Here is a 23,654-nt window from a genome sequence, read left to right on the forward strand (position 1 = left end):
GTTTTGGTGGCTCAAGCTATCCGAATTGATGGCTCAAATCAACCCGAAATAATCAAGTATTACTGAATGATCGTACCCATAGATTGAAACCAGATGTATTCTTAATATAATGATACGAATCATCTTCTTTATTTTCTAAGTATTTATCCGCAGCTTGACTAAATTCAAAACCAATTTTTTTTGATGGTAAAGGCTTATCGACATGATTATTAGCATACACAGGTGAACCCACAACACTCGACAGCCCCAGTATCAACAATAAAGCAACTAACTTTTTCTTCATACTAAATCTCTCCTTTTATGTTGTTATTTAAGTAAAAAACAGTTCTCACACCTTTCAATGACATATTTATCCTCTTACTAGTATCATGTGCGCATCATCATCTAGTAACAGAGATAGTTCCAATTATTGGTAATAACCTATGTACACTTTATCCGATATTTTTTCATAACTAACTAATTTCTTGTTGCGAAAATTCTCTGGTGGTACCTTGTCAAATGTGAATGCATAAAGTCTTCTGTCATAATTTACTTGATTTACTTCACTTACTTCACTTACTTCACTTACTTCACTTATTAAATCATGATTTTTCTCAGTTCGATATGTCAAGCATGCTTCAAAGTTCAATCCAACGAGACAAAGTAAAGCAACTATTGTTCTCATAAATAACCACAACCTTATTTTGATAAACTAAGTATACTCTAAGATGGAGCAATCTAGTTAAATCCTTCTTATTTCCTAAAAGAAGCCTCTTTTCCTTCAAAAAAATTAGAAGTGCTAACAAATAAGATATCTTATTTGTTAGCACTTCTATAGATTTTTTAATTGCCTCATTCCTCGATATGAGGCAAAACAGTAATCACCATTCGAAAAATATATTCTTCTTTCCCTTTTATCTACGTAAGCAATATTATTGTGGTTCACTAAATACGACTGATGAACCTTTACAAACAGAGAAGTGCTCTCATTTACTTTAGACATTATCTCCTTAATAGTACCATAAAATTCAAATTGCCTATTTGATAAATGGACAACTAATTTATGTGGTGCCGTGGCAGTCTCAAAATAATTAATATCACTCAAATTTAATGTCTTTATTTGATGACCAATAGTAATGTTAATATAACTGTCTCTTTTCTTCCCTTGTTTTCCATGTCGTATGTTAGCTATTCTCATGCAATCATGTATTCGTTCGCCTATCTCTTCTGGCGTGTCTTTCAAAATAAAATCCAAAGCTTCAACCTTATAACTAAATGTTGTTAGCACTAATTCACTATGGGTAGTCACAAATACAATGCTCCCCAATGGATCAATTAATCTTATTTTCGCCGCTAACTGAATACCATTTAAGTCACTATTAAAATGGATATCTAAAAAGTACAAGCCAGTAAGGTGAGGGACCTGAAGAACATGCTCTAACACCTCTTCTGGTCTATCAGTTACAAGCTCCAAACTCATATCATAGTCCTCAATCATCAAGAAGCGTTCAACAAAATTTTTAATAAAATCTTGTTCTTTGAGATTATCTTCACAAATAAAGATAGATAACATTGGTTTCTCCTTCCTAAGAAATGATTATTTGTTGAATAAATGTTAAATTTTCAATTCTTGTTTCTAGAAATAAATTATCATATTTCGCTACTAGCTCTGCCAAATTAGTTAGACCTTGTCCTCTTCCATTCCCCTTTGTACTGACTCCGTTCTTAGTCAGTTCATGAATACTTACTACTTCCTTTTCACATGTATTTTCAAAAATAAAAAAGAGATCCTGATTAATATAAAATATTGCTACACGGATAATGCCATTTCCTTGGATTTCCGTCGCTTCAATTGCATTATCCATAATAATCCCAATAATTCGAACTAGTCCCACCGTTTCCAAATTTATCTCACTAACTTTTTCAACCGCCTCAAACGTAACATCGATTCCCTTCTCCTGAGCATAAATCAGCTTATTAGCTAGAATACTTTTAATTGCGATGACTTCTATTTTATTTAGATCACTAATTTTTTGAATTTGATTATTTAATAAGATCGACTCTCTTTTTATACTCAATTGAAAGTATTCTTTTAATCCAACCATATCGTCTTCCATTATAAATATTTCTAAGCTCGTCAAAATATTCTGATAATCGTGCCTAAATTTTCTTACTTCTGTGTTGTACTTCTCCATTTCAAAGATATAGGTTTGTAAATGTGCTGCTTCCTGACTTTCTTCCCTTTTTATTTCTTTTTCACTCATTAATTTTGTATATATTAAAAGAATAGCTATAAATATCAATATAATTATAATGAAAATAACTGATATAACCAAACTTAATGTGACGTTAGTTGGAAAATAAAAAGAGTGAGCTTGATTCAAATAATACATTCCCCATAAAATAATATAAATTACGGTAAAAATATATTTTGTTGTTTTCTTATAAATATACTTTCTTGATATTTTTTTAGCTAAAAATGAAAATGGAATTGTTATAAGGAGGGAAACTAGGATAAAGAATATATAATTAGACTCCCACTGAAGCAATTGAACTATTTCAGCAGCTATTTTATCAAAAATCATGCTAAGAAATAGTGACAATGAACTAATATATATGGCCATTTCATACTTCGCGTTATTAAAATGACTAATTAAGGTTAATCCAATTAAAGTTAACAACAAGGCCCCTAAAAACGAATAAAAATCGATGGCACCGCAAAATAATACCAGTAATAGTAGTAATAAATAACTTGTCTTACGCATTTTTTGTTCCAAAATAACATAAATAATTGCCACATGTAACGTATTAATATACATTAACCAGACCATCGTTGGCTCCTCCCTACTACTTCCTATTTCATTCTTTTTGATTATCTTATCATAGACAATCCACTAAATATATGCTGATTGGCATAATAATTTATCGAATAACACATTATAATCGGGTTTAACAATGTAAATCTAAACATTTATTTGTTACATATTTAACAATTATTTTAATTTCATAGATTAACCCTTTTCAGTTACTAATATAATTATTCCTTTATAAAATTATGTTAGTCAATAATTTTATAAAAATTTCTCAAAACCCTTCAATTTATGAGAAAAAAAACACATCTGATATTTGTCAGATAAACTGACTTATATCAAACGTGTTTAACAATTCTTAATATTTTCTAAATCGTTGGTACCGTTTCTCCAATAATTCCGCTAATGGCAAAGCTTGAAGCTCACGTATTTTCTTGATAAGAGATTTTTCCAAGTCACGATTAATCACGGTTTGATCTAGTAATTGACCGTCCTTTGTTTCTGGAATAATCCGTTCACAGATAGCCAACTCCTTTAAGTCATAAGCAGTGATCTTCATGATTTCGGCAGCTTCTGACGCACGACTGCTGTCTTTCCATAAAATTGACGCGAAACCTTCAGGTGATAAAATAGAATAAATGCTGTGTTCTAACATCCAGACTTCATCGGCAACACCCAAAGCAATGGCGCCACCACTACCACCTTCGCCTGTGAAGACAGAGATAATCGGTACTTTTAAATCACTCATCTCCATTAAGTTGCGGGCAATGGCTTCACCTTCACCACGTTCTTCTGCCTCCGGACCACAAAAGGCACCTGGCGTATTGACAAAGGTAATGACTGGTCGCTTAAATTTCTCCGCTTGTTTCATCAGGCGAAGTGCTTTTCGATAACCTTCCGGATTGGGAGAACCAAAATTACGGTCGATGTTTTCCTTTAAATCTCGGCCTTTTTGAATCCCAATAATAGTAACAGCCAGACCGTCAAGATAAGCAATTCCACCAATGACAGCTTGATCATCTGCAAAATACCGATCGCCATGAAACTCAATAAACTGATCAAAAACCGTCTCCATATACTCCAATGGCGTATAGCGTTTCGGATTTCGGGCAAGTGCTAGAATCTCATTAGCTGATCGCCTTGAATTAGTTTCCGACATTTGCATCACCGCCTTTAGGTTGATGGATATCTAACAAGAACGAGAGTGTTGTAGCCAATTCCTCTCGGGGCACTATTTTATCAATAAAGCCGTGAGCCAATAAAAATTCTGCTTTTTGAAATTCATCTGGTAATTTTTGTTTAATGGTTTGTTCAATCACTCGCCGACCAGCGAAACCGATTTGTGCTTGTGGTTCCGCTAAAATAATATCGCCTTCCATGGCGAAACTAGCGGTAACGCCTCCTGTCGTGGGATCGGTTAAAACAGCGATATACAGGAGTCCAGCATTGCTATGGCGTTTAACTGCTGCAGATATTTTAGCCATTTGCATCAAGGACATAATCCCCTCCTGCATGCGCGCTCCTCCAGAAGCTGTTAGCATGATGACTGGTAAGCCTCGCTCAGTGGCTTTTTCAAAAGCTCGAGTGACTTTTTCCCCCACAACAGTTCCCATACTCCCCATAATAAATTGACTGTCCATTATTCCAATCACCACATCGTGGCCACCCATTTGTCCGAAACCAGTTTTTACCGCTTCATGCAAATCAGTTTTTGCTTGAGTGGTTTTAATCTTATCCAGATAGTTAGGAAAATCAATTGGATCTTTGGTTTCAACATCCGTGTCCCATTCCACAAAAGTTCCCTCATCAACTAAGGCATCGATTCTTTCTTTAGAACCAATCCGAAAACCATATCCACAGTTAGGACAAACTTTATTAATGCCTAAATTTTTAGCATAGATGGATTTTTTACAACTTGGACATTTCTGCCACATATCGTCTGGAACAACGGGCTTTTTAATGTCCGCCTCTTTAACCGTTTCCCGATTAGGGTTGATGCGAATGTATTTTTTCTTTTTAAATAAGCCCATACGAACCTCCTGATTGAAAAGCTTTTGGCTGAGGCTGTTTAATAAAGATAACGACAGATCAACACGAAAAAGTGTCCCGTTCTTTTACCTTCATCACATTCCCAACAGGATGTATCCTGACCTTCTTACCTCAATCGGCACATCCATGTCTATCAGCACTAAAATTTTAATGAAAAGCTCCCTAAGTTTTTGACAACTTAAACAAGCTTTTCCTTTTATACGTTATTTCTCAAGGGTTGGTAACCATTCTGGTAAAAACGTTTCTTGTAAAAAACTTGTGTCATATTCGCCAACCACTACACGCGGATGAGAAATCAAGTCAATTTGAAAATCCTGATTGGTTACAACGCCGTCTGTGACAAGCTCTGCCAACGCACGTTGCATTTTAACGAGAGCTTCCACTCGATTTTCACCATGAACAATGATTTTAGCAATCATTGAATCGTAAAAAGGTGGAATGGTATAGCCGTTGTACATAGCGCTGTCTACTCTTAAGCCCATCCCCCCTGCCGGTAACAGCAAGTTGGTAATCGTGCCAGGTGATGGCGCGAAATTAAAAGCGGGATTCTCGGCATTAATTCGACATTCAATCGCATGTCCTGTCATCTTAACGTCCTCTTGCTTGATTTCCAAGGGTTGACCTGCCGCAATTTTTAGCTGTGCTTTGACGATATCAATGCCCGTGACCATTTCTGTCACCGGATGTTCTACTTGAATCCGCGTGTTCATTTCCATAAAATAAAAATCACCACTTAAATCCATTAAAAATTCAATCGTTCCAGCATTTTCATAATTAACGGCTTTAGCGGCTTTGATCCCCGCTTCACCAATCGCTTGACGCTTGTCAGCCGATAAAGCCACTGAAGGTGATTCTTCCATGACTTTTTGATTATTACGCTGTAGCGAGCAATCACGCTCCCCTAAATGTATTACATGGCCAAAACTATCACCAAGGATTTGCACTTCGATGTGACGAGCTGGGTAAACAATTTTTTCAATGTACATTTGACCATCGCCAAAAGCAGCTAACGCCTCTTGTTGAGCGGCTTTAAACTGACTCGGCAACGCTTTGGCATCGGTAATCTTACGAATCCCTTTGCCGCCACCGCCAGCTGATGCTTTTAGCATGATGGGAAAGCCAATTTTTTCAGCAATCACTATGGCTTCATCAACCGTACTGACTTCACCATCACTGCCAGGAATCACTGGGACACCAGCTTCAATCATCAAGGCTCGGGCATTAACTTTGTTGCCCATTTCATCAATGGTTTTAGCTTGAGGCCCGATAAACTTAATCTGACACTCCTCACACATGGTGGCAAAGGTGCTGTTTTCAGCTAGAAAACCAAAGCCAGGATGAATGGCTTCGGCTCCCGTCACGATGGCGGCACTTAAAATTTGTTGCATGTTTAAATAAGAGTCTGTCGCTTTAGCAGGCCCGATACAAATGGCTTCATCAGCTAGTTCCGCATGCAAGGCGTTGCGGTCTGCTTCCGAATAGACAGCCACTGTTCGAATCCCTAATTCACGACAGGCGCGGATAATCCGCACGGCGATTTCGCCTCGATTGGCGATTAAGACTTTCGTAAACATAGGCTACGCTCCGATGATAAATGTCATCAAAGCCTCGCAGACTTTTTTATCTTCAACATAAGCGACAGCTTTACCCACGCCAATATTGCCTTTTTGTTTGATAATATCCATTTCCATGCGCAAAACATCGCCAGGTACTACTTTTTGGCGGAACTTCACTTTGTCGATGCCGCCTAAGTAACCTGTTTTACCTTCAAAATCAGGGCTCTTCAACAATGGAATCGAACCTGTTTGAGCAAGTGCTTCTAAAATTAAAACCCCTGGCATAACTGGTTCCCCTGGGAAATGACCTGGGAAAAAGTGTTCATTGTACGTCACGTTTTTAATGGCAACAACGCGTTTTCCTGGTTCTAATTCGATGACTTTGTCTACCATCATGATTGGGTAACGGTTTGGGATAATTTCCATAATTTCTTGTACATTAAGTTGCATTGATATTCCTCCTAATTTTAAAAGCGTGGGACTTATTTTTCTTACTTAATAGGAAAGTCCTTAACTTTCTCTATACCGTAGTTTGGATCCAGCGGAACACCTCGTTCAGCTTTTCTTAGTCTAGACAATGCGGAATAAAGCTTGGCCGTATTCCACCACGTCTTCGTTTTGAATTAATATGTCAGTGACTGTTCCAGCTACGTCGCTGTTGATTTCATTCATAATTTTCATAGCTTCCACGATACACAGGGTATCGCCAACCGCCACCGTGTCACCAACTTGTTTAAACGCGGGCTCTCCAGGTGCGCCACTTAAATAAGCGACGCCAACTAGAGGTGAATCAACTGTTTGACCAGCTTCAACTGCCACTTCTGCTGGTTGAACAGGTGCTGGAATAGCTTCAGCTGTTTCCACTGCAGGGGGTTGAGCGACTGGCACAGGAAGGGGTTGAGTAACCCGTTGCTCATTTTTACTTAAATATAAGTGGAAATCCCCATTATTTAAATCAAATTCACGAATGGTACTATCATCAAATTGAGCTAATAATTCTTTTAGTTCAGCAAACTCCATTGATTATTGCCCCTCCCATTTCTTGAAGGCACAAACGGCATTATGTCCGCCAAAACCAAGTGAGTTACTTAAGGCATATTTAACTTCGTGATCACGACCAACTTGTGGCACATAATCTAAATCACAGCCTTCTTCAGGTGTTACTAGACCGACAGTTGGCGGTACAAAGTTATCTCTTAAAGCCCCTAAGCAGACCATCGCTTCAATTGCACCAGCAGCCCCTAATAAATGGCCCGTCATGCTCTTAGAACTTGAAATCGGCACATTGTAAGCCGCTTCCCCTAACGCATATTTAATCGCCGTTGTTTCCGCGCCATCATTTGGCGGAGTACTTGTCCCATGGGCGTTGATATAATCAACATCAGCCGGTGTAATTCCCGCTTCTTCCATGGCCATTTCCATACAAATACCGGCGCCTGAGCCATCAGGGTTAGGACTAGTAATATGGTACGAGTCACTATTAGAACCGTATCCAACTACTTCACCGTAAATTTTAGCACCGCGTGCCAAGGCATGTTCCAGCTCTTCCAGCATTAAGACGCCGCCACCTTCACCCATCACAAAACCACTGCGGTCTTTATCAAAGGGAATTGACGCTTTAGTTGGATCTGTAGCTGGTGATAAAGCAGTTAAAGCCGCAAAACCAGCAATACCGATTTCACAGACCGTTGCTTCAGCCCCACCAGCTAAAATCACATCAGAATAGCCGTGTTTGATGTTACGGAAGGCTTCACCAATAGCATTTGTTCCTGAAGCACAGGCTGTAACGATTGAGGTACAAATCCCTTTAGCGCCAACTTTAATCGAAATATTCCCAGCAGCCATATTGCCAATTGCCATTGGGACGAAAAATGGTGCTACCCGTTTTGGCCCTTTATCATGCATTTTAATGACTTGATCTTGAATAGTATTCATGCCGCCAATTCCTGAACTGACAATCACACCAAAACGATTGCGATTGATAGTCTCTATATCCAGCTGACTATCTTCCATTGCTTGAACCGCTGCTGCAACGCCATAAACAGAATATAAATCCATCCGCTTCGTCGCTTTTTTATCCATATAAAGAGTCGGATCAAAATCTTTTACTTCAGCAGCAACGGTAATTCCCGTTTCACTTGCATCAAATCTGGTAATTGGCGCAATGCCGCTTTTTCCAGCTTTGATACTTTGCCAGAAGTCTTCAGCTGTGTTCCCAACAGGTGTAACAGCTCCTAAACCAGTAATAACTACTCGATTCATCTTAATTTCCTCCGTTCAAATTCTTGTTTTTTACCCGTTCATTACCATGCCGCCATCAACATTGAGGACTTGGCCAGTTATATAGCGATTCGTTGCTAGAAAAACAGCGGCCTCAGCTACATCTTCAACGGAACCAAAGCGTTTCAAAGGAATCTGACCTTTGGCTGCCTCTTTAACCTTGTCACTTAAAACATCGGTCATTTCTGTATCGATATACCCTGGAGCAATGGCATTACATGTAATGCCGCGGGAAGCAAGTTCTCGGGCCACCGATTTAGTTAAACCAATAACCCCTGCTTTACTTGCTGCATAGTTAGCTTGTCCGGCATTACCTGTTAAACCAACAACGCTTGACAAGTTAATGATTGTGCCACTTTTTTGTTTCAACATGATGCTAGAGACCGTTTGAATAGTATTAAAACTACCAGTTAAATTAACATTTAAAACATTGCTAAAATCGTCCTGACTCATTCGCATCAATAATTTATCGTTGGTGATGCCGGCATTATTAATTAGAACATCGACACTCCCAAAGACTTCTTTTGCTTCAGTAATTAGTTTTTGTGCCTCTTCATAATATTGAACATCTGCTGCCACAAAATGGGCTTTAACCCCAAATCCTTCGATTTCAGCAACTAATGCCTGATCAGGTTCTTTCCGCCCATTTAAAACGATATTTGCCCCTGCAGCAGCAAACCGTAAAGCGATGGCGCGGCCAATACCGCGTGAACTTCCTGTTACAACAACTGTTTTATCTTTAAGCAAGGTCTTACCTCCTATTTAAACTGTCTCTCTTAGTCAGCACTTAAAATTGCGGCGACTTTTTCTAAGGTTTTTACATTTTCAACATTTTGAACGGTCACCGTTTTATCAATCTTTTTAATAAAACCAGTCAACGCTTTGCCAGGTCCTACTTCAATAAAGGTATCAACCCCTTCAGCAATCAAGGTTTCCACACAATCCTGCCAATAAACAGGTGACATAACTTGTTTGACTAAGGTTGGGATAATGGCTTCTTCTGAACCGATGACTTGTCCAGTAACATTGGTTACCACGGGAATTCTCATCGGATTAACTCTGACTTTTTTTAGTTCTTCCGCCAATTTCTTAGCTGCTGGTTCTAAAAGTTTCGTATGAAACGGGCCGCTGACATTTAAACGAATGACGCGTCTAGCGCCCATCTCTGTTAATAATTCCTCGGCATAAGCCACTGCGTCAACTTCGCCAGCAATGGCGATTTGCGTGGGCATATTGTAATTAGCCGCAACGACCAAGCCTTTGCTGCTGGCTTTTTCACAGGCTACTTCAACTTCTTGACGGCTTAAGCCCATCACTGCTGACATAGCACCAACACCTTCGGGAACCGCTTCTGTCATAAATTTCCCACGTTTTTTTACCAAGGTCACAGCTTCTTTGAAACTCAAGGCACCACTCTCAACTAAGGCACTGTATTCGCCTAAGCTAAGCCCCGCCACCATATCGGGTTTATAGCCCAGTTCTTTCAGAACGGCTGATAATGCCACACTCATAGTTAAAATAGCCGGCTGTGTATATTCCGTCTCATTTAATGCCGTGTCTTCATTAAAGCATAATGCTGCCATATCGAAGCCTAATACCTCACTGGCTTCATCAAAGACTTGGCGATAGGTCGGATAGTTATCGTATAATTCCTGGCCCATGCCCACATACTGAGCACCTTGACCACTATAGACAAACGCTACTTTCATCGGTTGCCCTCCTGTTTTATCCGTTAGACTAACATAAGTTGTTTTATTTAGCCCAACGTTGTTGATTTTTATTAATAACGTCATGGCACTCACTAACTAATTCTTCAATGATTTCCTGACAGGTTTGATCTTTTTTAGTGACGAGTCCGGCAATTTGCCCTGACATCATCGAGCTATTTTTAACATCACCATCGACGACAGCTCGTTTCAATGCACCGCGTCCTAATTCTTCCAAACGCTCCCAGTTAGGTGTTTCCTGGCCAGCTTCATAGCGTTCTACTTTTTCATACTCACGAGTTAATTTATTGCGTAACCCACGAACTGGATGCCCTGTTGCTAAACCAGTAATCGTCGTATCAATATCTTTGGCTTTTAGGACGGCTCCTTTAAAGTTCTCATGAATGGTTGACTCTTGAGAAACGAGGAAGCGCGTGCCTAACTGAACGGCTTCAACACCTAGCATTAATGCAGCCGCCATACCTCTGCCGTCACCGATTCCTCCAGCCGCAATCACGGGTATGCTGACCGCATCTACCACTTGGGGAACTAAGGCCATGGTCGTCGACTTGCCAATATGACCGCCGCCTTCCATTCCTTCCACCACAATGGCGTCAGCCCCATCGTTTTCCATGCGGCGAGCCAGAGCGACTGACGCCACAACGGGAATCACAATAATGCCTGCTTCTTTAAATTTTTTCATGTATTTTCCAGGAGAACCTGCGCCTGTGGTAATCACTTTGACACCCTCTTGGCAAACTAAGTCAACAATGTCTTCTACATGAGGAGACATCAACATAATATTGACACCAAAGGGACGATCCGTCTGACTTTTAGCGCGGTCAATTTGTTCTTTGACCACTTCTTTCGGCGCATGTCCTGAAGCAATAATGCCTAAACCACCTGCATTGGAAACAGCGCTGGCTAAGTTTGCCTCAGCGACCCAAGCCATCGCACCTTGAAAAATTGGATATTCGATGCCAAGCATCTCACATATTTTTGATTGATTCATTGGTTTCTCCTAAATGGAAAAGCTTTAAGCCTTGGCTAAAGCTAAACACAGAATACGATATGCCACAACTCCATATCTAGAAAAAAGTAGCCGTCAAAGCACAGGCTTTTTGAGCTACTTTTTTATTGTTATCGTCTTTACTCTTTGGCGAGCATAATGCTAGCCCTTCACACCTATTTATGGGTTTGGTCTGGCTGGGGCTCGGCAATTTCTGCAAAGTCGCTTCATCGACACTTCCGATGTCGCTTATTCGCCTGAGATTGCTCGCCCCAAAACGCCTGCCCTCACACCTTTATTTCTCAGCTAGTTGTTTTTCTACGAAGTCAACTAGGTCTTTAACTGTGTTAAGGCCTTCGTCTGTTTCGATTTTTACGTCGAATTCGTCTTCGATATCGTTGATGATTTGGAATAAGTCCAAGCTGTCTGCTTCTAGTTCTTCACGGAAGTTCGTTGTTAATTGCACTTCTTCTTCTTCTTTACCTAATTGATCTACGATGATTTCTTGAATTTTCTCAAATGCTGCCATGTTTATATTCCTCCAATAAGTTACTATTTTTTTATTTTTATTATCAACGATTTTTTACAGAGATAACAGGATACTGCCCCATGTTAATCCGCCGCCAAAACCGGTTAATACTACTTTTTTACGACTGCCTAGGGCAATCGTGCCGTTCTCAATTGAATCGTGCAATAACAAAGCAACAGATGCTGCTGAGGTATTGCCGTAATACTGGATGTTGCTTAAGAATTTGTCACGGGGGATTTTCGTCCGTTTGGCTATGGCGTCAATGATTTTAATGTTTGCCTGATGTGGCAGGAAAAAATCAATGTCGGCTAAGTCAAGGTCATGACGAGCCACCGTGTCCGTGATATTTTTTGACACATTTCGCAAGGAAAAGTCAAATATTTTACGACCATCCATTGTGAGGAAACGTTGGACCTGATGTTCTTCAGTGAAGAACTGACTGTCATTGGCCATCTCGCCACCAGTTAGGGACATCCCTCGTTCGCCGTCTGCCTGTAAGTATTCCCCAATGTATTGAGGCTCATCACTGGCTTCTAGTAATACGCCGGCTGCGCCATCTCCGAAGAGAACAGCTGTCCGTCGGTCCGACCAATCAAGCATTTTTGACATGGCTTCTCCGCCAATCACCAATCCTTTTTGATAGGTCCCACTTTTAATAAATTTTTCTGCGGTTGCCAAGGCATAAACAAACCCCGAGCAAGCAGCACTTACATCAAAACACAAGGCATTCGTTGCCCCTATTTTCGCTTGAACCAAGCAAGCCGTTGAAGGCGTTGAATAGTCAGGCGTCATCGTTGCCACAATAATAAAATCAAGGTCTGTGGCAGAATAATTGCTTTTTTTCAGTAACTCAAGTGCCACATTGCCACATAGATCTGAGGTGTTCTCAGTTGTGACGACGTAACGTTGTTTAATGCCTGTGCGTGAATAAATCCACTCATCGCTAGTTTCCATAAATTCAACCAAGTCATCGTTAGTGACGACTCTATCTGGCAGATACTTAGCAGTCTGCGTAATCCGAGCGTTATGTTTCATTTAGACCCTCGCTTCTTTATTCAACAATTAGTACTGTTGTTTTAAAAATCCATGTAAATTTCTCAAACCTCTGATTAACGCTTTTTTCTCATCTTCGTTCATATCACCTAAGGCTGCCTCAACCATCTTCTTATGAAACAATTGATGAACCCGATAAAAAAGTCGGCCACGGTTAGTCAATTTCAACCTGACTACTCGGCGATCTGCATCACTGCGGACACGTTCAACATACCCTTTTTTTTCAAGGTTGTTAATCGCCACCGTCAATGTCCCTACCGTTACCGATAATGATTTTGCTACTTCACTTGATGTTCGTTCTTTGTGTAAGCCAATTGCTTCAATCGTGTGCATCTCTTTAATTGAAATATCGTCAAATTGACTTTTTCTAAGTTCGGACTCTTCGATCGTTAGAATATCATTAAAGACAGTTACAAGATAAGCATTAACTTTTTCTAAATTGGAATCCATGGATATCTCCTCAATCGAAATTAGTTTGATTATCAAATCATTTGATGTTCAAAGTATATTACGTACACTGAAAAATTGCAACTTTTTTTTATGAAAAAAGTGTGAACTTTCTAAGACCTTCTTTTTTCTTCTATATATAAACGGCATAATTGGCCTCCCTTATTTCCTAATTATTTTCTCATCATATTTCTTTTGAATGTTTTTTAATGATTATGACCGTTTTTAGTTGTTTTTATAAAAGAATGATGGTATTATCATGGTGAGGAGCTGATGATAATGCTTACAGAAGAACGGCGAAAGCTAATAATGGATTTGTTAAACAGCCATGAAATCGTAAAATCTCAAGAACTAATGAAACTGTCAGACTCATCCGAGTCCACCATCAGACGCGATTTACAGGAGATGGAAGCCGATGGTTTACTGAAGCGAATTCACGGTGGTGCCCAGCGAATTGTCAAACTTGACTATGAACCTGACATGTTGGAAAAATCGTCAAAAAACATTCACGAAAAACAATTAATCGCTGAATACGCCGCCACCTTTATTCATGATGGTGATTTCGTTTATTTAGATGCAGGCACATCCACTTACGAAATGATTCCCTTTTTAGAGCATAAGAACATTAACGTGATTACCAATTCAGTGTACCATGCCACTGCTCTAACGGATTTAAAAATTCCCACGATGATTATCGGCGGCAACATTAAATTGACGACGAAAGCCGTCGTTAGCGCGTTCAGTTTAAAGCAACTTGCCTTATTCCGCTTTGACAAAGCCTTTATGGGGATTAATGGCATTCATCCTAAACACGGTTTTACCACACCTGACTCTGAGGAAGCTACTATGAAAGCTGTAGCTCTTGGACAAGCTGAACAAGTCTACATCTTAGCTGATGATTCTAAGTTTAACAAAGTATCATTTTCAAAAGTAGCGGCATTAAATGAGGCGACCCTCATCACCAATCATTTGACCAAAGAAGTTCGTCAGCAATTTGATTCACTTACTACTATAAAGGAGGTCATTCAATGATTTACACCGTTACACTTAACCCATCCATTGATTATATTGTTCAATTGGAGACGCTTGAATTAGGAAAACTAAACCGAATTGCAAAAGATTACAAATTTCCTGGAGGCAAAGGTATTAACGTCTCGCGAATTTTACAACGGCTTGGTAAAAAAAATGCGGCTCTCGGATTTTTAGGCGGCTTTACTGGTGACTTCATTCGCAGCTCCCTTGAACAGGAGGGAATCTTAACGGATTTCACGACCATTTCCGATGACACACGGATCAACATCAAATTAAAAGCTCAGGAAGAAACTGAGGTCAATGGCCAGGGGCCTGCCTTAACACTTACTGAAATCGCTGACTTAAAAAATCGCTTAGCTGCTGTTAGCTCCCAAGATATCGTTATTTTATCTGGCAGCATTCCCCCTTCTTTACCAAGTGATTTTTACTCACAATTGATTGAATTAATCACCGCTAAGGGAGCTCGTTTTGTGATTGACACGACGGGATCAAGTTTGCTTGAAACCTTAGAGGCTCAGCCCCTGCTAGTGAAACCCAATCATCACGAGCTGGCGGAACTATTTTCCACCTCTTTTTCTTCCATAGAAGATATCTTGCCATATGGCCAACTGCTTTTGGAAAAGGGGGCCCAACATGCGATTGTCTCACTTGGTGGTGACGGTGCCTTGTTGTTCTCAGGTGAGGCTGTTTATCAGGCCGAACCTTTAAAAGGGACTTTGATTAATTCTGTTGGGGCTGGCGACTCAATGATTGCCGGATTTGTTAGTCAGCTTTCAGCGACACCGAATCTTGAATTAGCTTTTCGCTACGGCGTTGCTTGTGGCAGTGCGACTGCTTTCTCCACCGATTTAGCCACAGATGCTGCTATAACTGATTTACTGGACCAAATAAGCATCAAACAACTCAAATAGGAGGAACACCATCATGAATATTAACGATTTATTATTAAAAAAAGTCATGATTTTAGACTTACAAGCCACTGATAAAGAATCAGCCATTACGGAAATGGTGGACAAATTATTTGCTGAAGGACGAATTTCCGATAAGGAGGTCTTTAAAGCTGGTATTTTGGCTCGCGAAGCCCAAACAACGACTGGGTTAGGCGATGGCATTGCCATGCCTCATGCAAAAAATGAAGCGGTCAAAGAAGCAACTGTTTTATTTGCTAAAAGTAAAGCTGGTTTGGATTATCAATCATTAGACGGCCAGCCTACCCATCTCTTCTTTATGATTGCCGCTCCTGAAGGCGCCAATGACACTCATTTACAAGCTTTAGCTGCTCTCTCTCGATTACTGATTAAGCCAGAATTTGTGGCTCAGTTAAAAGAAGCCAATACTCCTGATGAGGTTCAACAGTTAGTGGAAAGTGCCGAAAAAGAAAGAGAAGCAGCCGAAATGGCGGAAACACAAACGGTGGCACCTGCTAACCAACCGCTGATTGTAGCCGTAACAGCCTGTCCAACTGGAATTGCTCATACTTACATGGCGGAAGATGCCTTGAAGGCTAAAGCGGCGGAAATGGGCGTTAGAATTCGTGTGGAGACGAATGGCTCTGATGGAGTCAAACATCGCTTAACCCCTAGTGAAATTGCCGAGGCTAAAGGTGTTATCGTAGCGGCTGATAAAAATGTTGAAATGGCCCGCTTCAATGGTAAACCTCTCCTTAATCGCCCAGTTAGTGACGGCATTAAGAAAACCGAGGAGTTAATCAATTTAGTCTTAACTGATCAGGCGCCTACCTTCCGCACAAACAAAGAAGAGGACACAGAAGAAACCAGTAGCGGTTCAATTGGGGCACAAATTTACAAACACTTGATGAATGGTGTCAGTAATATGCTGCCTTTTGTAATTGGTGGTGGGATAGTGATCGCCTTAGCCTTTATGATTGATCAGGCCATGGGTGTTCCCCAAGATAAACTGGAATTACTAGGAAGTTATCATCAATTTCCTGCTTACTTAAAAACAATCGGTGGTGCGGCTTTTGGTTTCATGTTACCGATCTTAGCTGGGTACATCGCCTCTAGTATTGCTGATCGCCCTGGTTTAGTGGCTGGTTTCGTTGCTGGTGCTTTGGCGGCTTCAGGCGGTGCTGGCTTCCTTGGCGCTTTACTTGGTGGTTTCTTGGCTGGTTATGTGATGATTTTCTTGAAGAAACTATTTGCTAACTTACCTAAATCGTTAGCGGGGATTCGCACGATTTTATTTTACCCATTCTTAGGAGTGCTGATTACGGGGCTCTTAATGCTGGTAGTGAATATTCCGATGGAAGCTATTAACACTGGTTTGAATAATTTCTTAAACAACTTGTCAGGCGTCAACGCCGCATTGTTAGGGGCGCTTTTGGGTGGCATGATGGCCGTTGACTTAGGTGGTCCGATTAATAAAGCTGCTTATGTCTTTGGTACTGGTACGTTAGCGGCAACTGTCGCAACGGGTGGTAGCACTGTGATGGCTGCTGTCATGGCTGGTGGGATGGTCCCTCCTCTTGCGATTTTTATTGCCACATTATTATTCAAAACAAAATTTTCGAAAAAAGATCAAGAAGCTGGCTTAACTAACCTAGTCATGGGTGCTTCTTTCATTACCGAAGGGGCAATTCCTTTTGCAGCAGCTGACCCTCTTAGAACACTGCCTGGCTTTATCGTCGGCTCAGCTCTGGCTGGTGGTCTCGTCAGTAGTTTAGCCATTAAAGTCATGGCGCCTCATGGTGGGATCTTCGTTATTTTATTAGTTAATAAACCACTCTTGTATATTACCTTCATTATACTTGGCTCATTTGTTAGTGCCTTTATCTTAGGTGCCATGCGTAAACCGGTTACTCAATAAGCTGACTTTAACAACGACTGCGGTCGTTGTTTTTTTTGTTAATATTAATAATTACATTATTATAAAATTGACTATATTGTGTGTCATACAGTATAATGAAAGAAAGAGGTGATCCTATGTCAGAAAAAGATATCATCCAAAGTTATCTGACTGAATTAAGACGAGGTAGTCTTGTCTTAGCTGTCCTCGGTTGCTTAAGCAAGCCTTTCTACGGTTACGGTTTACTCCAGGAACTACAAGATAAAGATATCCCAATCGAAGCTAATACTCTCTATCCTCTGTTAAGGCGCCTAGAGAAACAGGGACTGTTAACCAGTGACTGGGATACGACCGAAAGCCGACCGAGAAAATATTATTTGATTAATGATACTGGCAAACAAGTAACAGAGGCACTGCGAAACGAATGGCTAGTCATGCAAAGAAGTATCTCGACGATATTTGAGGAGGATTAAAAATGAATGATTGGATTGCACGTTATGTTCAAGCTGTCATTGCCCGTTTACCAGAAAACGAACGGACAGATGTTAAACAGGAATTAACCAGTAATATTTACGATATGTTGCCAGACGACCCCAGTGAAGAAGAAATTAAGTCTGTTTTATTGAAAATGGGACCTCCTGCTGCCTTAGCTGAAGAATACCGGCAAGAGCCTAAGTACTTAATCTCTCCTAGAGTCTATAACGACTATATTCAAGTTCTCAAGTACTTAGTTCCGACTGTTGGTGGGATTGTTGCCATTATTGGCGGCGTTATCGGCGGAATCGAAGGAGCCAACAGCGACGTTGCGACAATGACCCAGAAAATAATTCAGCAAGGTCTTTCCTTGGGCCTATCTGCTGCCTTCCAAGCAACCTTGTGGACGACCATCGGCTTTGTGATTGCTGAGAGGCAACATGCTTTTAGTCCTAAAACAAATGAAATGAAATGGCAGCTTGAGGATTTACCACAGCTGAGCCCCGGAAGAAAAATTCCTGTCTCAGACTCAATCGCTGAGATGGCTATGACATTATTCTTTTCAGTGATGGTTCTTCTTGTAGCCTTTAATCAACTTCCCTTCGTTATTATCAGAGGAAAGAACGGCCTTGATGACCTCCCTCTCTTCGGCCAAAGCTTTATTTGGAAACTGGTGCCTGTCCTTGTATTAGGTATGCTAATGTCTGTCTTGGTCAATTCAATTAAACTAAAGGATCGTCGCTGGACCAAACGAGTCCTTCAATGGACCCTTTTTGAAAACGTCATTTCTTCCCTTTTATGGATTATCTTATTGATTCAACCTGACTTTTTTAGTCAAACCTTTATCAATTTCCTCCAAAAGCAAGAGTGGGCTAAATTGAATGTCCTCCATTCCATTTCTGGAGAAACCTCGGGAATCATCGTGACGCTTTGTCTGATTATTGGCGCAATCGCCCTAGCTGAATGCGGAAATGCCCTGTATCAGTATTATAGAAAAGAAAATCTCCCTAATACTCTTAAATAAAAAAGCAATCAAACACAAGAGTGTTTGATTGCTTTTTTATTTTCGGTAAAACATGATCAGTTTAGATAAGGTATCACGATTCCATAGCTTGACGTTTGTTTCTGCTGCAAATTCAATGGCTTCATCAGAAAAATAATCATTGGTGATGGCCACTAATTGACTAGACTCAAAGTCACGACTGTTGGCAATTAACTCATGAACCACTGCAACTGGCACAGTTTGATCGCTTCTTTGGCAACGAAATAGATAAGTGTCTTGATTTTTGACACCAACAATTGACCCATCCTTGGTCAACTGGACTTGATCATAACCATTCTCTCTTAAAAAATCCGTCATGTGACTGATGAATTCACGATCGCTTAATTGATCCCATCGCTCTAAATCTGGTGAGCTCACCCGTTGTTTTTGAATCGTAACAGGCTCTTCTACCTCGACTGGGCTTTCTGCAACTGGCTCTTTTTGAGTTTTCTCTTTGGGCCGATACCCTTTAAACACCCGACTTTTCATTATTTCCTTTAAATCCCCTGGTAAAAAAGCATAGGCAACGCCAAAACTAATGAGCACCGCTAACACCATGACCAAAATCGATGAGTCTTCTTCTGAAAAAGCCCCGAAAACACCGACAACAACAAAAAATATGGCTAAACCAATTCGACTATTTCTGACTAATTTTCCCACAACAATCCCCCATAATCACTAAATTTAAATAAATCCTACTATTTTAAATTGTAGCTCAATTCGGAACAATTGTCTAGGAAGTGTTGCATCTTGTCCACTGTCTATTGCATCACTTGAAACATCAACGCTTTTTGAGCGTGAAGACGGTTTTCAGCTTCTTGATACACAACGGAATGGCTACCGTCAATGATCGCCCCCGTGACTTCCTCTCCACGATGTGCTGGCAAACAATGTAAAAATTTGAAATTCTCTTGGGCTGCTGACACTAACTGATCATTGACTTGGTATGCCTCACCAAAAGCCGCTAATCGCTTGTTATTTTCCTCTTCCCAGCCCATACTGGTCCAGACATCGGTGTAGACAAAATCAGCCTGTTTAACTGCTATTTTCGGATCAATCAGACTTTCAATTTTAGCCCCACTTTTCTGAGCTAATTGTTGCGCAATTGTAACGTACTCGGCTTTCGGCTGAAAGCCAACTGGGCTAGCGACTGACACATCCATGCCAACAATTGCCCCACCGATCATCAGAGAATGAGCCATATTATTGCCATCTCCAATATAGGCTAACTTGATTCCTTCAAATTTACCGTGATGCTCATAAATAGTCATTAAATCAGCTAAGACCTGACAGGGGTGGTGATCGTCTGTCAGACCGTTAATCACTGGAATGCTAGCTTCAGCGGCTAACTCCTTTACTTTGCTGTCCTCAAAGGTCCGAATCATGATGCCATCTACGTAACCAGACATGACATTGGCCGTGTCTTTAATCGGTTCACCGCGACCAATTTGCGAGTCCGCCGCATTCATGACAATGGCATGTCCACCTAATTGAACGATTCCGGCTTCAAAGGACATTCGCGTTCGCGTTGAGGCTTTTTCAAATATCATGGCTAGAATTTTCCCTGAGAGGCTCTCCTGATACTTTTTAGGGTTCTTCTTCATATCAATGGCTAATGCCACTAACTCAATAATCTGACTTTTGGTCAGCTCTTCTAAGGTTAAAATACTTTTTCCTACTAAGCTATTTCCCATCATTTTCACCGTCTTTTCTTAGTTAAGCCCCTCTTAAAGGAGACTTTCTTTTAAAATGGCAACACCTGTTTTTAATTGTTCCACAGTCAAGGTCAAGGGTGGCAATAGACGAACCACATTGTGTCCAGCTGTTAAGACGACCACCCCAGCTTGAGCCATGGCTTCCACCACTTCACTTGGCGGAATCGTCACTTCAATCCCAATCATCAATCCGATCCCACGGATATCGACCACTTTCTCTAATGGTAATAATTCTTCTTCCAACAACGCTTTTAAAACATGACCTTTCCGTTTAACATCTGCTAAAAAATCAGGAGCAGCTAATGCCGTTAATACTGCGGAAGCTGCTGACATTGCCACTAAATTTCCGCCAAATGTCGAACCGTGAGTTCCTGGTCCAAAAGCCCCTGCAAGTTCTTTAGTTGCTAGCATAGCCCCAACGGGTAAGCCATTTCCCAAGCCTTTTGCCAAGGTAATAATATCTGGAGTTATCCCATATTGTTCTGACAAATAGAGAGTACCTGTGCGGCCTATCCCTGTTTGCACCTCATCAATCGCCAGCAGGATTCCTCTTTCCTGACAACTTTTTTGAACCGCAGTCACCCATTCTTGTTTTGCCGGTAAAACGCCACCTTCTCCTTGGATTAATTCCATCAGCACACCCCCGACCTCGTCATCAAGGGCCGCTTCAAAAGTGGCTAGATCATTGTAAGGTAGATAGACAAAACCAGGCACAATTGCGCCAAAATCCCCGTGAATTTTCGCTTGTCCCGTTGCAGACATGCTGCCAAATGTCCGACCATGAAAAGAGTCAATAAAGGTGATAATTTTAGCTTTGCCGCTGGCTTTACGAATTAATTTTAAAGCAGCCTCATTGGCTTCGGTTCCACTATTACAAAAGAAGGCCTGATAGTTTTTTTCACCGATTAACTGTTCAGCCACTTGCTCTTGTAGACTGTTTTGATAAAGGTTTGGTGTATGCCAGAGTTTTTCTAATTGTTTGGCTACTGCCTCTTTAACAGTCGGATGATCATACCCTAGATTAGCGACGCCAATCCCACTGGAAAAATCCAAATACTGTTGGCCTTCGCCATCGACTAAATACCCGCCACTGCCACTGACAAATTCTCGATTTGCCCGCTGATAATTTGGTAATAAATAACTCATGAGACCAACACCTCCCTATGATGAATAACCGTTCCTGCCTGATTGATTTGATTGGTAATGTGAACTTGCTTGACACCTGCCATAACAGCAGCTACAGCGCTGTTCAATTTTGGCAGCATGCCTCCTTTGATAACCCCAGTTGCTTTGAGATCAGCCACCTCTGCTAATTTAACAGTTTCCAATAAGCCTGCTGGTGTTTTGATACCTGGCACATCCGTTAATAAGTACAACTGGTCGGCTTGAAGTGATTGGGCCACGGCACAGGCCGTTTGGTCGGCGTTGACGTTTAACCACTGACTGTCGTTTGTAATGCCTAAAGGGGCAATCACTGGAATTTGCTGATTGTTTAATAATTGACTTAAAAAGTCGGTATTGACTGAAACAACCTCGCCTACGTAACCTAAGGCTTTTTCCTGTAGTAAATTAGCGGTCAACAGGCGGTCATCCATGGCATTTAAGCCCACTGCGGCAAAACCAGCTTCCTGAAAGATACTGGTAATCGTTGGTTGTACCTGACCAATTAAGACCATTTTGACGATGTCTAAGGTTTCTTTTGTCGTCACACGCATGCCGTTGTGGAAAGTGCTGTTGACGTCCAAACGCTCCAGCATCGAATTGATATAATGCCCGCCACCATGAACAATCACCACCCGTTTGCCAGCTAGTTGCCACGCTCTAATTTTATCAAAAAAAGCCGGCTTTAAATTATCACTGGCAACTCCGCCTAATTTCACTACAATTATTTCTGTCATTAACCTTCTCCTACTTTCTCTTACGTATGATAACAGGCGTTAATTTCTACGTATTTGTACGTTAGGTCACAGCCCCATGCAATGCCTTGAGCCTCACCTTGTTTCAAATCCACAACGATTAAAATTGACTCTTTTTTCAAAACCTCTTGAACCTTAGCCGCCTCATATAACTGAGGTTCGCCGTTTTTTAAGACTTGCTCGCTTCCTAAAAAAATGTCAACATTGCCTGCATCTAATTGAGGGCCAGCATAACCAGCCGCACAGATGATTCTCCCCCAATTTGGGTCTTCACCAAACATCGCTGATTTAACTAGCGAGGAGCCCACGATTTTTTTGGCAATTAATCTGGCGGCCTCTTTTGTTTCACCATGAAGAACTTGCACTTCAATTAACTTAGTGGCCCCCTCTCCGTCTTTAGCCACTTTTTTCGCCAGCGTTTCTGCTACAAAATGGAACATTTCTTTAAATAAATAGTAGTCCTCTGTCCGAGCCGTAATCTCTTGATTGCCGGCACAGCCATTGGCCATCACTAAAACCATATCATTCGTTGAAGTGTCTCCGTCAACAGTGATTTGATTGTAGGTATTGTCGACTGTTTCCTTAAGTAACTCTGACAACAAACTGGCGTCAATTTGGGCATCGGTTGTCATAAAGGATAACATAGTCGCCATATTGGGATGAATCATGCCTGATCCTTTTGCCACACCTGCCATGGTCACTAACTGTCCGCCTATTTCAGCAGTCACTACCACCTCTTTCGTACCAGTGTCAGTCGTAAGAATCGCTTCATGAAAAGACCCTGGTCGTTGATTTTCTTGACTCAACTGGGCAATCCCTTGTTTAATCTCAGGCATCGATAATTGCTTGCCTATGACACCTGTGGATGCCACAGCCACTTGATTGCCCTCAACGCCTAATTTATCTGCAACTAAGCTCTGTGTTTCATACGCAGCTGCCAAACCTTGTTTGCCGGTACAAGCATTGGCAATTCCTGAATTAACAATAACCGCCTGTAACTCCGAATTAGCTAATAAGGCTTCTTTTGTGATTAAAATCGGTGCGGCTTTTACATGATTTAGAGTATAGACAGCGGCTGATTGAGCGGGGACTATTGACACAATCCAACCTAAATCCTTTTTTTCTTTGCGAATCCCACAATGTAGCCCGTCTGCATAGTAGCCTTTCGGGCTGGCGATTGTTCCATTAATAATGTTCATCCTATCGTCTCCTTCGTCTGTTTCAGGACAGTCCGTTCTTTTTGTCGATGGTT

25 protein-coding genes are annotated in these 23,654 nt (G+C 41.0%); 5 read left to right on the forward strand and 20 right to left on the reverse strand.

The window, feature by feature from the left end; all coding sequences use genetic code 11:
* Window positions 1–52 precede the first annotated feature (52 nt).
* The 15 genes from RWN13_RS04800 to RWN13_RS04870 form a co-directional block, all read right to left on the reverse strand.
* The gene (locus tag RWN13_RS04800; protein WP_314061017.1) at window positions 53–283 is read right to left on the reverse strand and encodes a hypothetical protein; all 231 of its coding nucleotides are present in this window, start codon (window positions 281–283) and stop codon (window positions 53–55) included.
* A gap of 528 nt (window positions 284–811) precedes the next feature.
* Window positions 812–1,552 (reverse strand): LytTR family DNA-binding domain-containing protein, encoded by a 741-nt coding sequence (locus tag RWN13_RS04805; protein ID WP_314061018.1) that lies wholly within the window; start codon window positions 1,550–1,552, stop codon window positions 812–814.
* 13 nt (window positions 1,553–1,565) lie between these two features.
* A complete protein-coding gene (locus RWN13_RS04810; RefSeq protein ID WP_314061021.1) occupies window positions 1,566–2,810 on the reverse strand; it encodes a GHKL domain-containing protein in 1,245 nt (414 codons plus the stop codon).
* Window positions 2,811–3,147: 337 nt separating this feature from the next.
* Window positions 3,148–3,948: an acetyl-CoA carboxylase carboxyl transferase subunit alpha gene (locus RWN13_RS04815; protein ID WP_314061023.1), complete on the reverse strand. Its 801-nt coding sequence runs from the start codon at window positions 3,946–3,948 to the stop codon at window positions 3,148–3,150.
* Window positions 3,935–4,819 carry an acetyl-CoA carboxylase, carboxyltransferase subunit beta gene (gene accD / locus RWN13_RS04820; protein WP_314061026.1) on the reverse strand — a complete coding sequence of 295 codons (885 nt, stop codon included), beginning with the start codon at window positions 4,817–4,819 and terminating at the stop codon, window positions 3,935–3,937. The genes RWN13_RS04815 and accD overlap by 14 nt, the downstream gene beginning before the upstream one ends.
* Before the next feature lie 222 nt (window positions 4,820–5,041).
* Window positions 5,042–6,412, reverse strand: coding sequence for an acetyl-CoA carboxylase biotin carboxylase subunit (locus tag RWN13_RS04825; protein ID WP_314061029.1), 1,371 nt, complete (start codon window positions 6,410–6,412; stop codon window positions 5,042–5,044).
* Between the two features lie 3 nt (window positions 6,413–6,415).
* On the reverse strand, window positions 6,416–6,844 hold the full coding sequence (gene fabZ / locus RWN13_RS04830) for a 3-hydroxyacyl-ACP dehydratase FabZ (RefSeq protein WP_314061032.1): 429 nt from the start codon (window positions 6,842–6,844) through the stop codon (window positions 6,416–6,418).
* 120 nt (window positions 6,845–6,964) lie between these two features.
* Complete coding sequence (gene accB / locus RWN13_RS04835) at window positions 6,965–7,414, reverse strand: acetyl-CoA carboxylase biotin carboxyl carrier protein (RefSeq protein ID WP_314061033.1); 450 nt, start codon at window positions 7,412–7,414, stop codon at window positions 6,965–6,967.
* Between the two features lie 3 nt (window positions 7,415–7,417).
* Complete coding sequence (fabF, locus tag RWN13_RS04840) at window positions 7,418–8,656, reverse strand: beta-ketoacyl-ACP synthase II (RefSeq protein ID WP_314061035.1); 1,239 nt, start codon at window positions 8,654–8,656, stop codon at window positions 7,418–7,420.
* Between the two features lie 30 nt (window positions 8,657–8,686).
* Entirely contained in the window at window positions 8,687–9,421 is a 735-nt protein-coding gene (gene fabG / locus RWN13_RS04845) for a 3-oxoacyl-[acyl-carrier-protein] reductase (RefSeq protein ID WP_314061037.1), read from the reverse strand.
* A gap of 29 nt (window positions 9,422–9,450) precedes the next feature.
* Window positions 9,451–10,383 (reverse strand): ACP S-malonyltransferase, encoded by a 933-nt coding sequence (gene fabD / locus RWN13_RS04850; RefSeq protein WP_314061038.1) that lies wholly within the window; start codon window positions 10,381–10,383, stop codon window positions 9,451–9,453.
* Window positions 10,384–10,426: 43 nt separating this feature from the next.
* A complete protein-coding gene (fabK, locus tag RWN13_RS04855; protein ID WP_314061041.1) occupies window positions 10,427–11,392 on the reverse strand; it encodes an enoyl-[acyl-carrier-protein] reductase FabK in 966 nt (321 codons plus the stop codon).
* Window positions 11,393–11,684: 292 nt separating this feature from the next.
* Window positions 11,685–11,918: an acyl carrier protein gene (locus RWN13_RS04860; RefSeq protein WP_209528639.1), complete on the reverse strand. Its 234-nt coding sequence runs from the start codon at window positions 11,916–11,918 to the stop codon at window positions 11,685–11,687.
* A 54-nt stretch (window positions 11,919–11,972) separates the two neighbouring features.
* Window positions 11,973–12,953, reverse strand: coding sequence for a beta-ketoacyl-ACP synthase III (locus RWN13_RS04865; RefSeq protein WP_314061043.1), 981 nt, complete (start codon window positions 12,951–12,953; stop codon window positions 11,973–11,975).
* A gap of 27 nt (window positions 12,954–12,980) precedes the next feature.
* The gene (locus RWN13_RS04870; RefSeq protein ID WP_209528643.1) at window positions 12,981–13,421 is read right to left on the reverse strand and encodes a MarR family winged helix-turn-helix transcriptional regulator; all 441 of its coding nucleotides are present in this window, start codon (window positions 13,419–13,421) and stop codon (window positions 12,981–12,983) included.
* A gap of 276 nt (window positions 13,422–13,697) precedes the next feature.
* Between RWN13_RS04870 and RWN13_RS04875 the strand changes: the two genes are divergently transcribed.
* The 5 genes from RWN13_RS04875 to RWN13_RS04895 all read left to right on the forward strand — a co-directional run bounded on the left by RWN13_RS04875 (window position 13,698) and on the right by RWN13_RS04895 (window position 18,753).
* Window positions 13,698–14,450, forward strand: a complete 753-nt coding sequence (locus RWN13_RS04875) for a DeoR/GlpR family DNA-binding transcription regulator (protein WP_314061046.1) — start codon at window positions 13,698–13,700, stop codon at window positions 14,448–14,450.
* A complete protein-coding gene (gene pfkB, locus RWN13_RS04880) occupies window positions 14,447–15,361 on the forward strand; it encodes a 1-phosphofructokinase (RefSeq protein ID WP_314061047.1) in 915 nt (304 codons plus the stop codon). The genes RWN13_RS04875 and pfkB overlap by 4 nt, the downstream gene beginning before the upstream one ends.
* A gap of 13 nt (window positions 15,362–15,374) precedes the next feature.
* Window positions 15,375–17,276 (forward strand): fructose-specific PTS transporter subunit EIIC, encoded by a 1,902-nt coding sequence (locus tag RWN13_RS04885; RefSeq protein WP_314061049.1) that lies wholly within the window; start codon window positions 15,375–15,377, stop codon window positions 17,274–17,276.
* A gap of 116 nt (window positions 17,277–17,392) precedes the next feature.
* Complete coding sequence (locus RWN13_RS04890) at window positions 17,393–17,728, forward strand: PadR family transcriptional regulator (RefSeq protein ID WP_314061050.1); 336 nt, start codon at window positions 17,393–17,395, stop codon at window positions 17,726–17,728.
* Between the two features lie 2 nt (window positions 17,729–17,730).
* Window positions 17,731–18,753, forward strand: a complete 1,023-nt coding sequence (locus tag RWN13_RS04895; protein WP_314061052.1) for a hypothetical protein — start codon at window positions 17,731–17,733, stop codon at window positions 18,751–18,753.
* Window positions 18,754–18,789: 36 nt separating this feature from the next.
* Here the strand turns inward: RWN13_RS04895 and RWN13_RS04900 are convergent, their stop codons facing one another.
* The 5 genes from RWN13_RS04900 to argJ form a co-directional block, all read right to left on the reverse strand.
* A complete protein-coding gene (locus RWN13_RS04900) occupies window positions 18,790–19,431 on the reverse strand; it encodes a restriction endonuclease (protein ID WP_314061053.1) in 642 nt (213 codons plus the stop codon).
* A 101-nt stretch (window positions 19,432–19,532) separates the two neighbouring features.
* On the reverse strand, window positions 19,533–20,465 hold the full coding sequence (gene argF / locus RWN13_RS04905) for an ornithine carbamoyltransferase (protein ID WP_399553637.1): 933 nt from the start codon (window positions 20,463–20,465) through the stop codon (window positions 19,533–19,535).
* A 33-nt stretch (window positions 20,466–20,498) separates the two neighbouring features.
* The gene (locus tag RWN13_RS04910) at window positions 20,499–21,632 is read right to left on the reverse strand and encodes an acetylornithine transaminase (protein ID WP_314061059.1); all 1,134 of its coding nucleotides are present in this window, start codon (window positions 21,630–21,632) and stop codon (window positions 20,499–20,501) included.
* Window positions 21,629–22,384 carry an acetylglutamate kinase gene (gene argB, locus RWN13_RS04915; protein WP_314061061.1) on the reverse strand — a complete coding sequence of 252 codons (756 nt, stop codon included), beginning with the start codon at window positions 22,382–22,384 and terminating at the stop codon, window positions 21,629–21,631. The genes RWN13_RS04910 and argB overlap by 4 nt, the downstream gene beginning before the upstream one ends.
* A 20-nt stretch (window positions 22,385–22,404) precedes the next feature.
* Window positions 22,405–23,601: a bifunctional ornithine acetyltransferase/N-acetylglutamate synthase gene (gene argJ / locus RWN13_RS04920; RefSeq protein ID WP_314061063.1), complete on the reverse strand. Its 1,197-nt coding sequence runs from the start codon at window positions 23,599–23,601 to the stop codon at window positions 22,405–22,407.
* Window positions 23,602–23,654 lie beyond the last annotated feature (53 nt).

This window comes from uncultured Vagococcus sp., assembly GCF_963518325.1.
Classification (GTDB): domain Bacteria; phylum Bacillota; class Bacilli; order Lactobacillales; family Vagococcaceae; genus Vagococcus_D.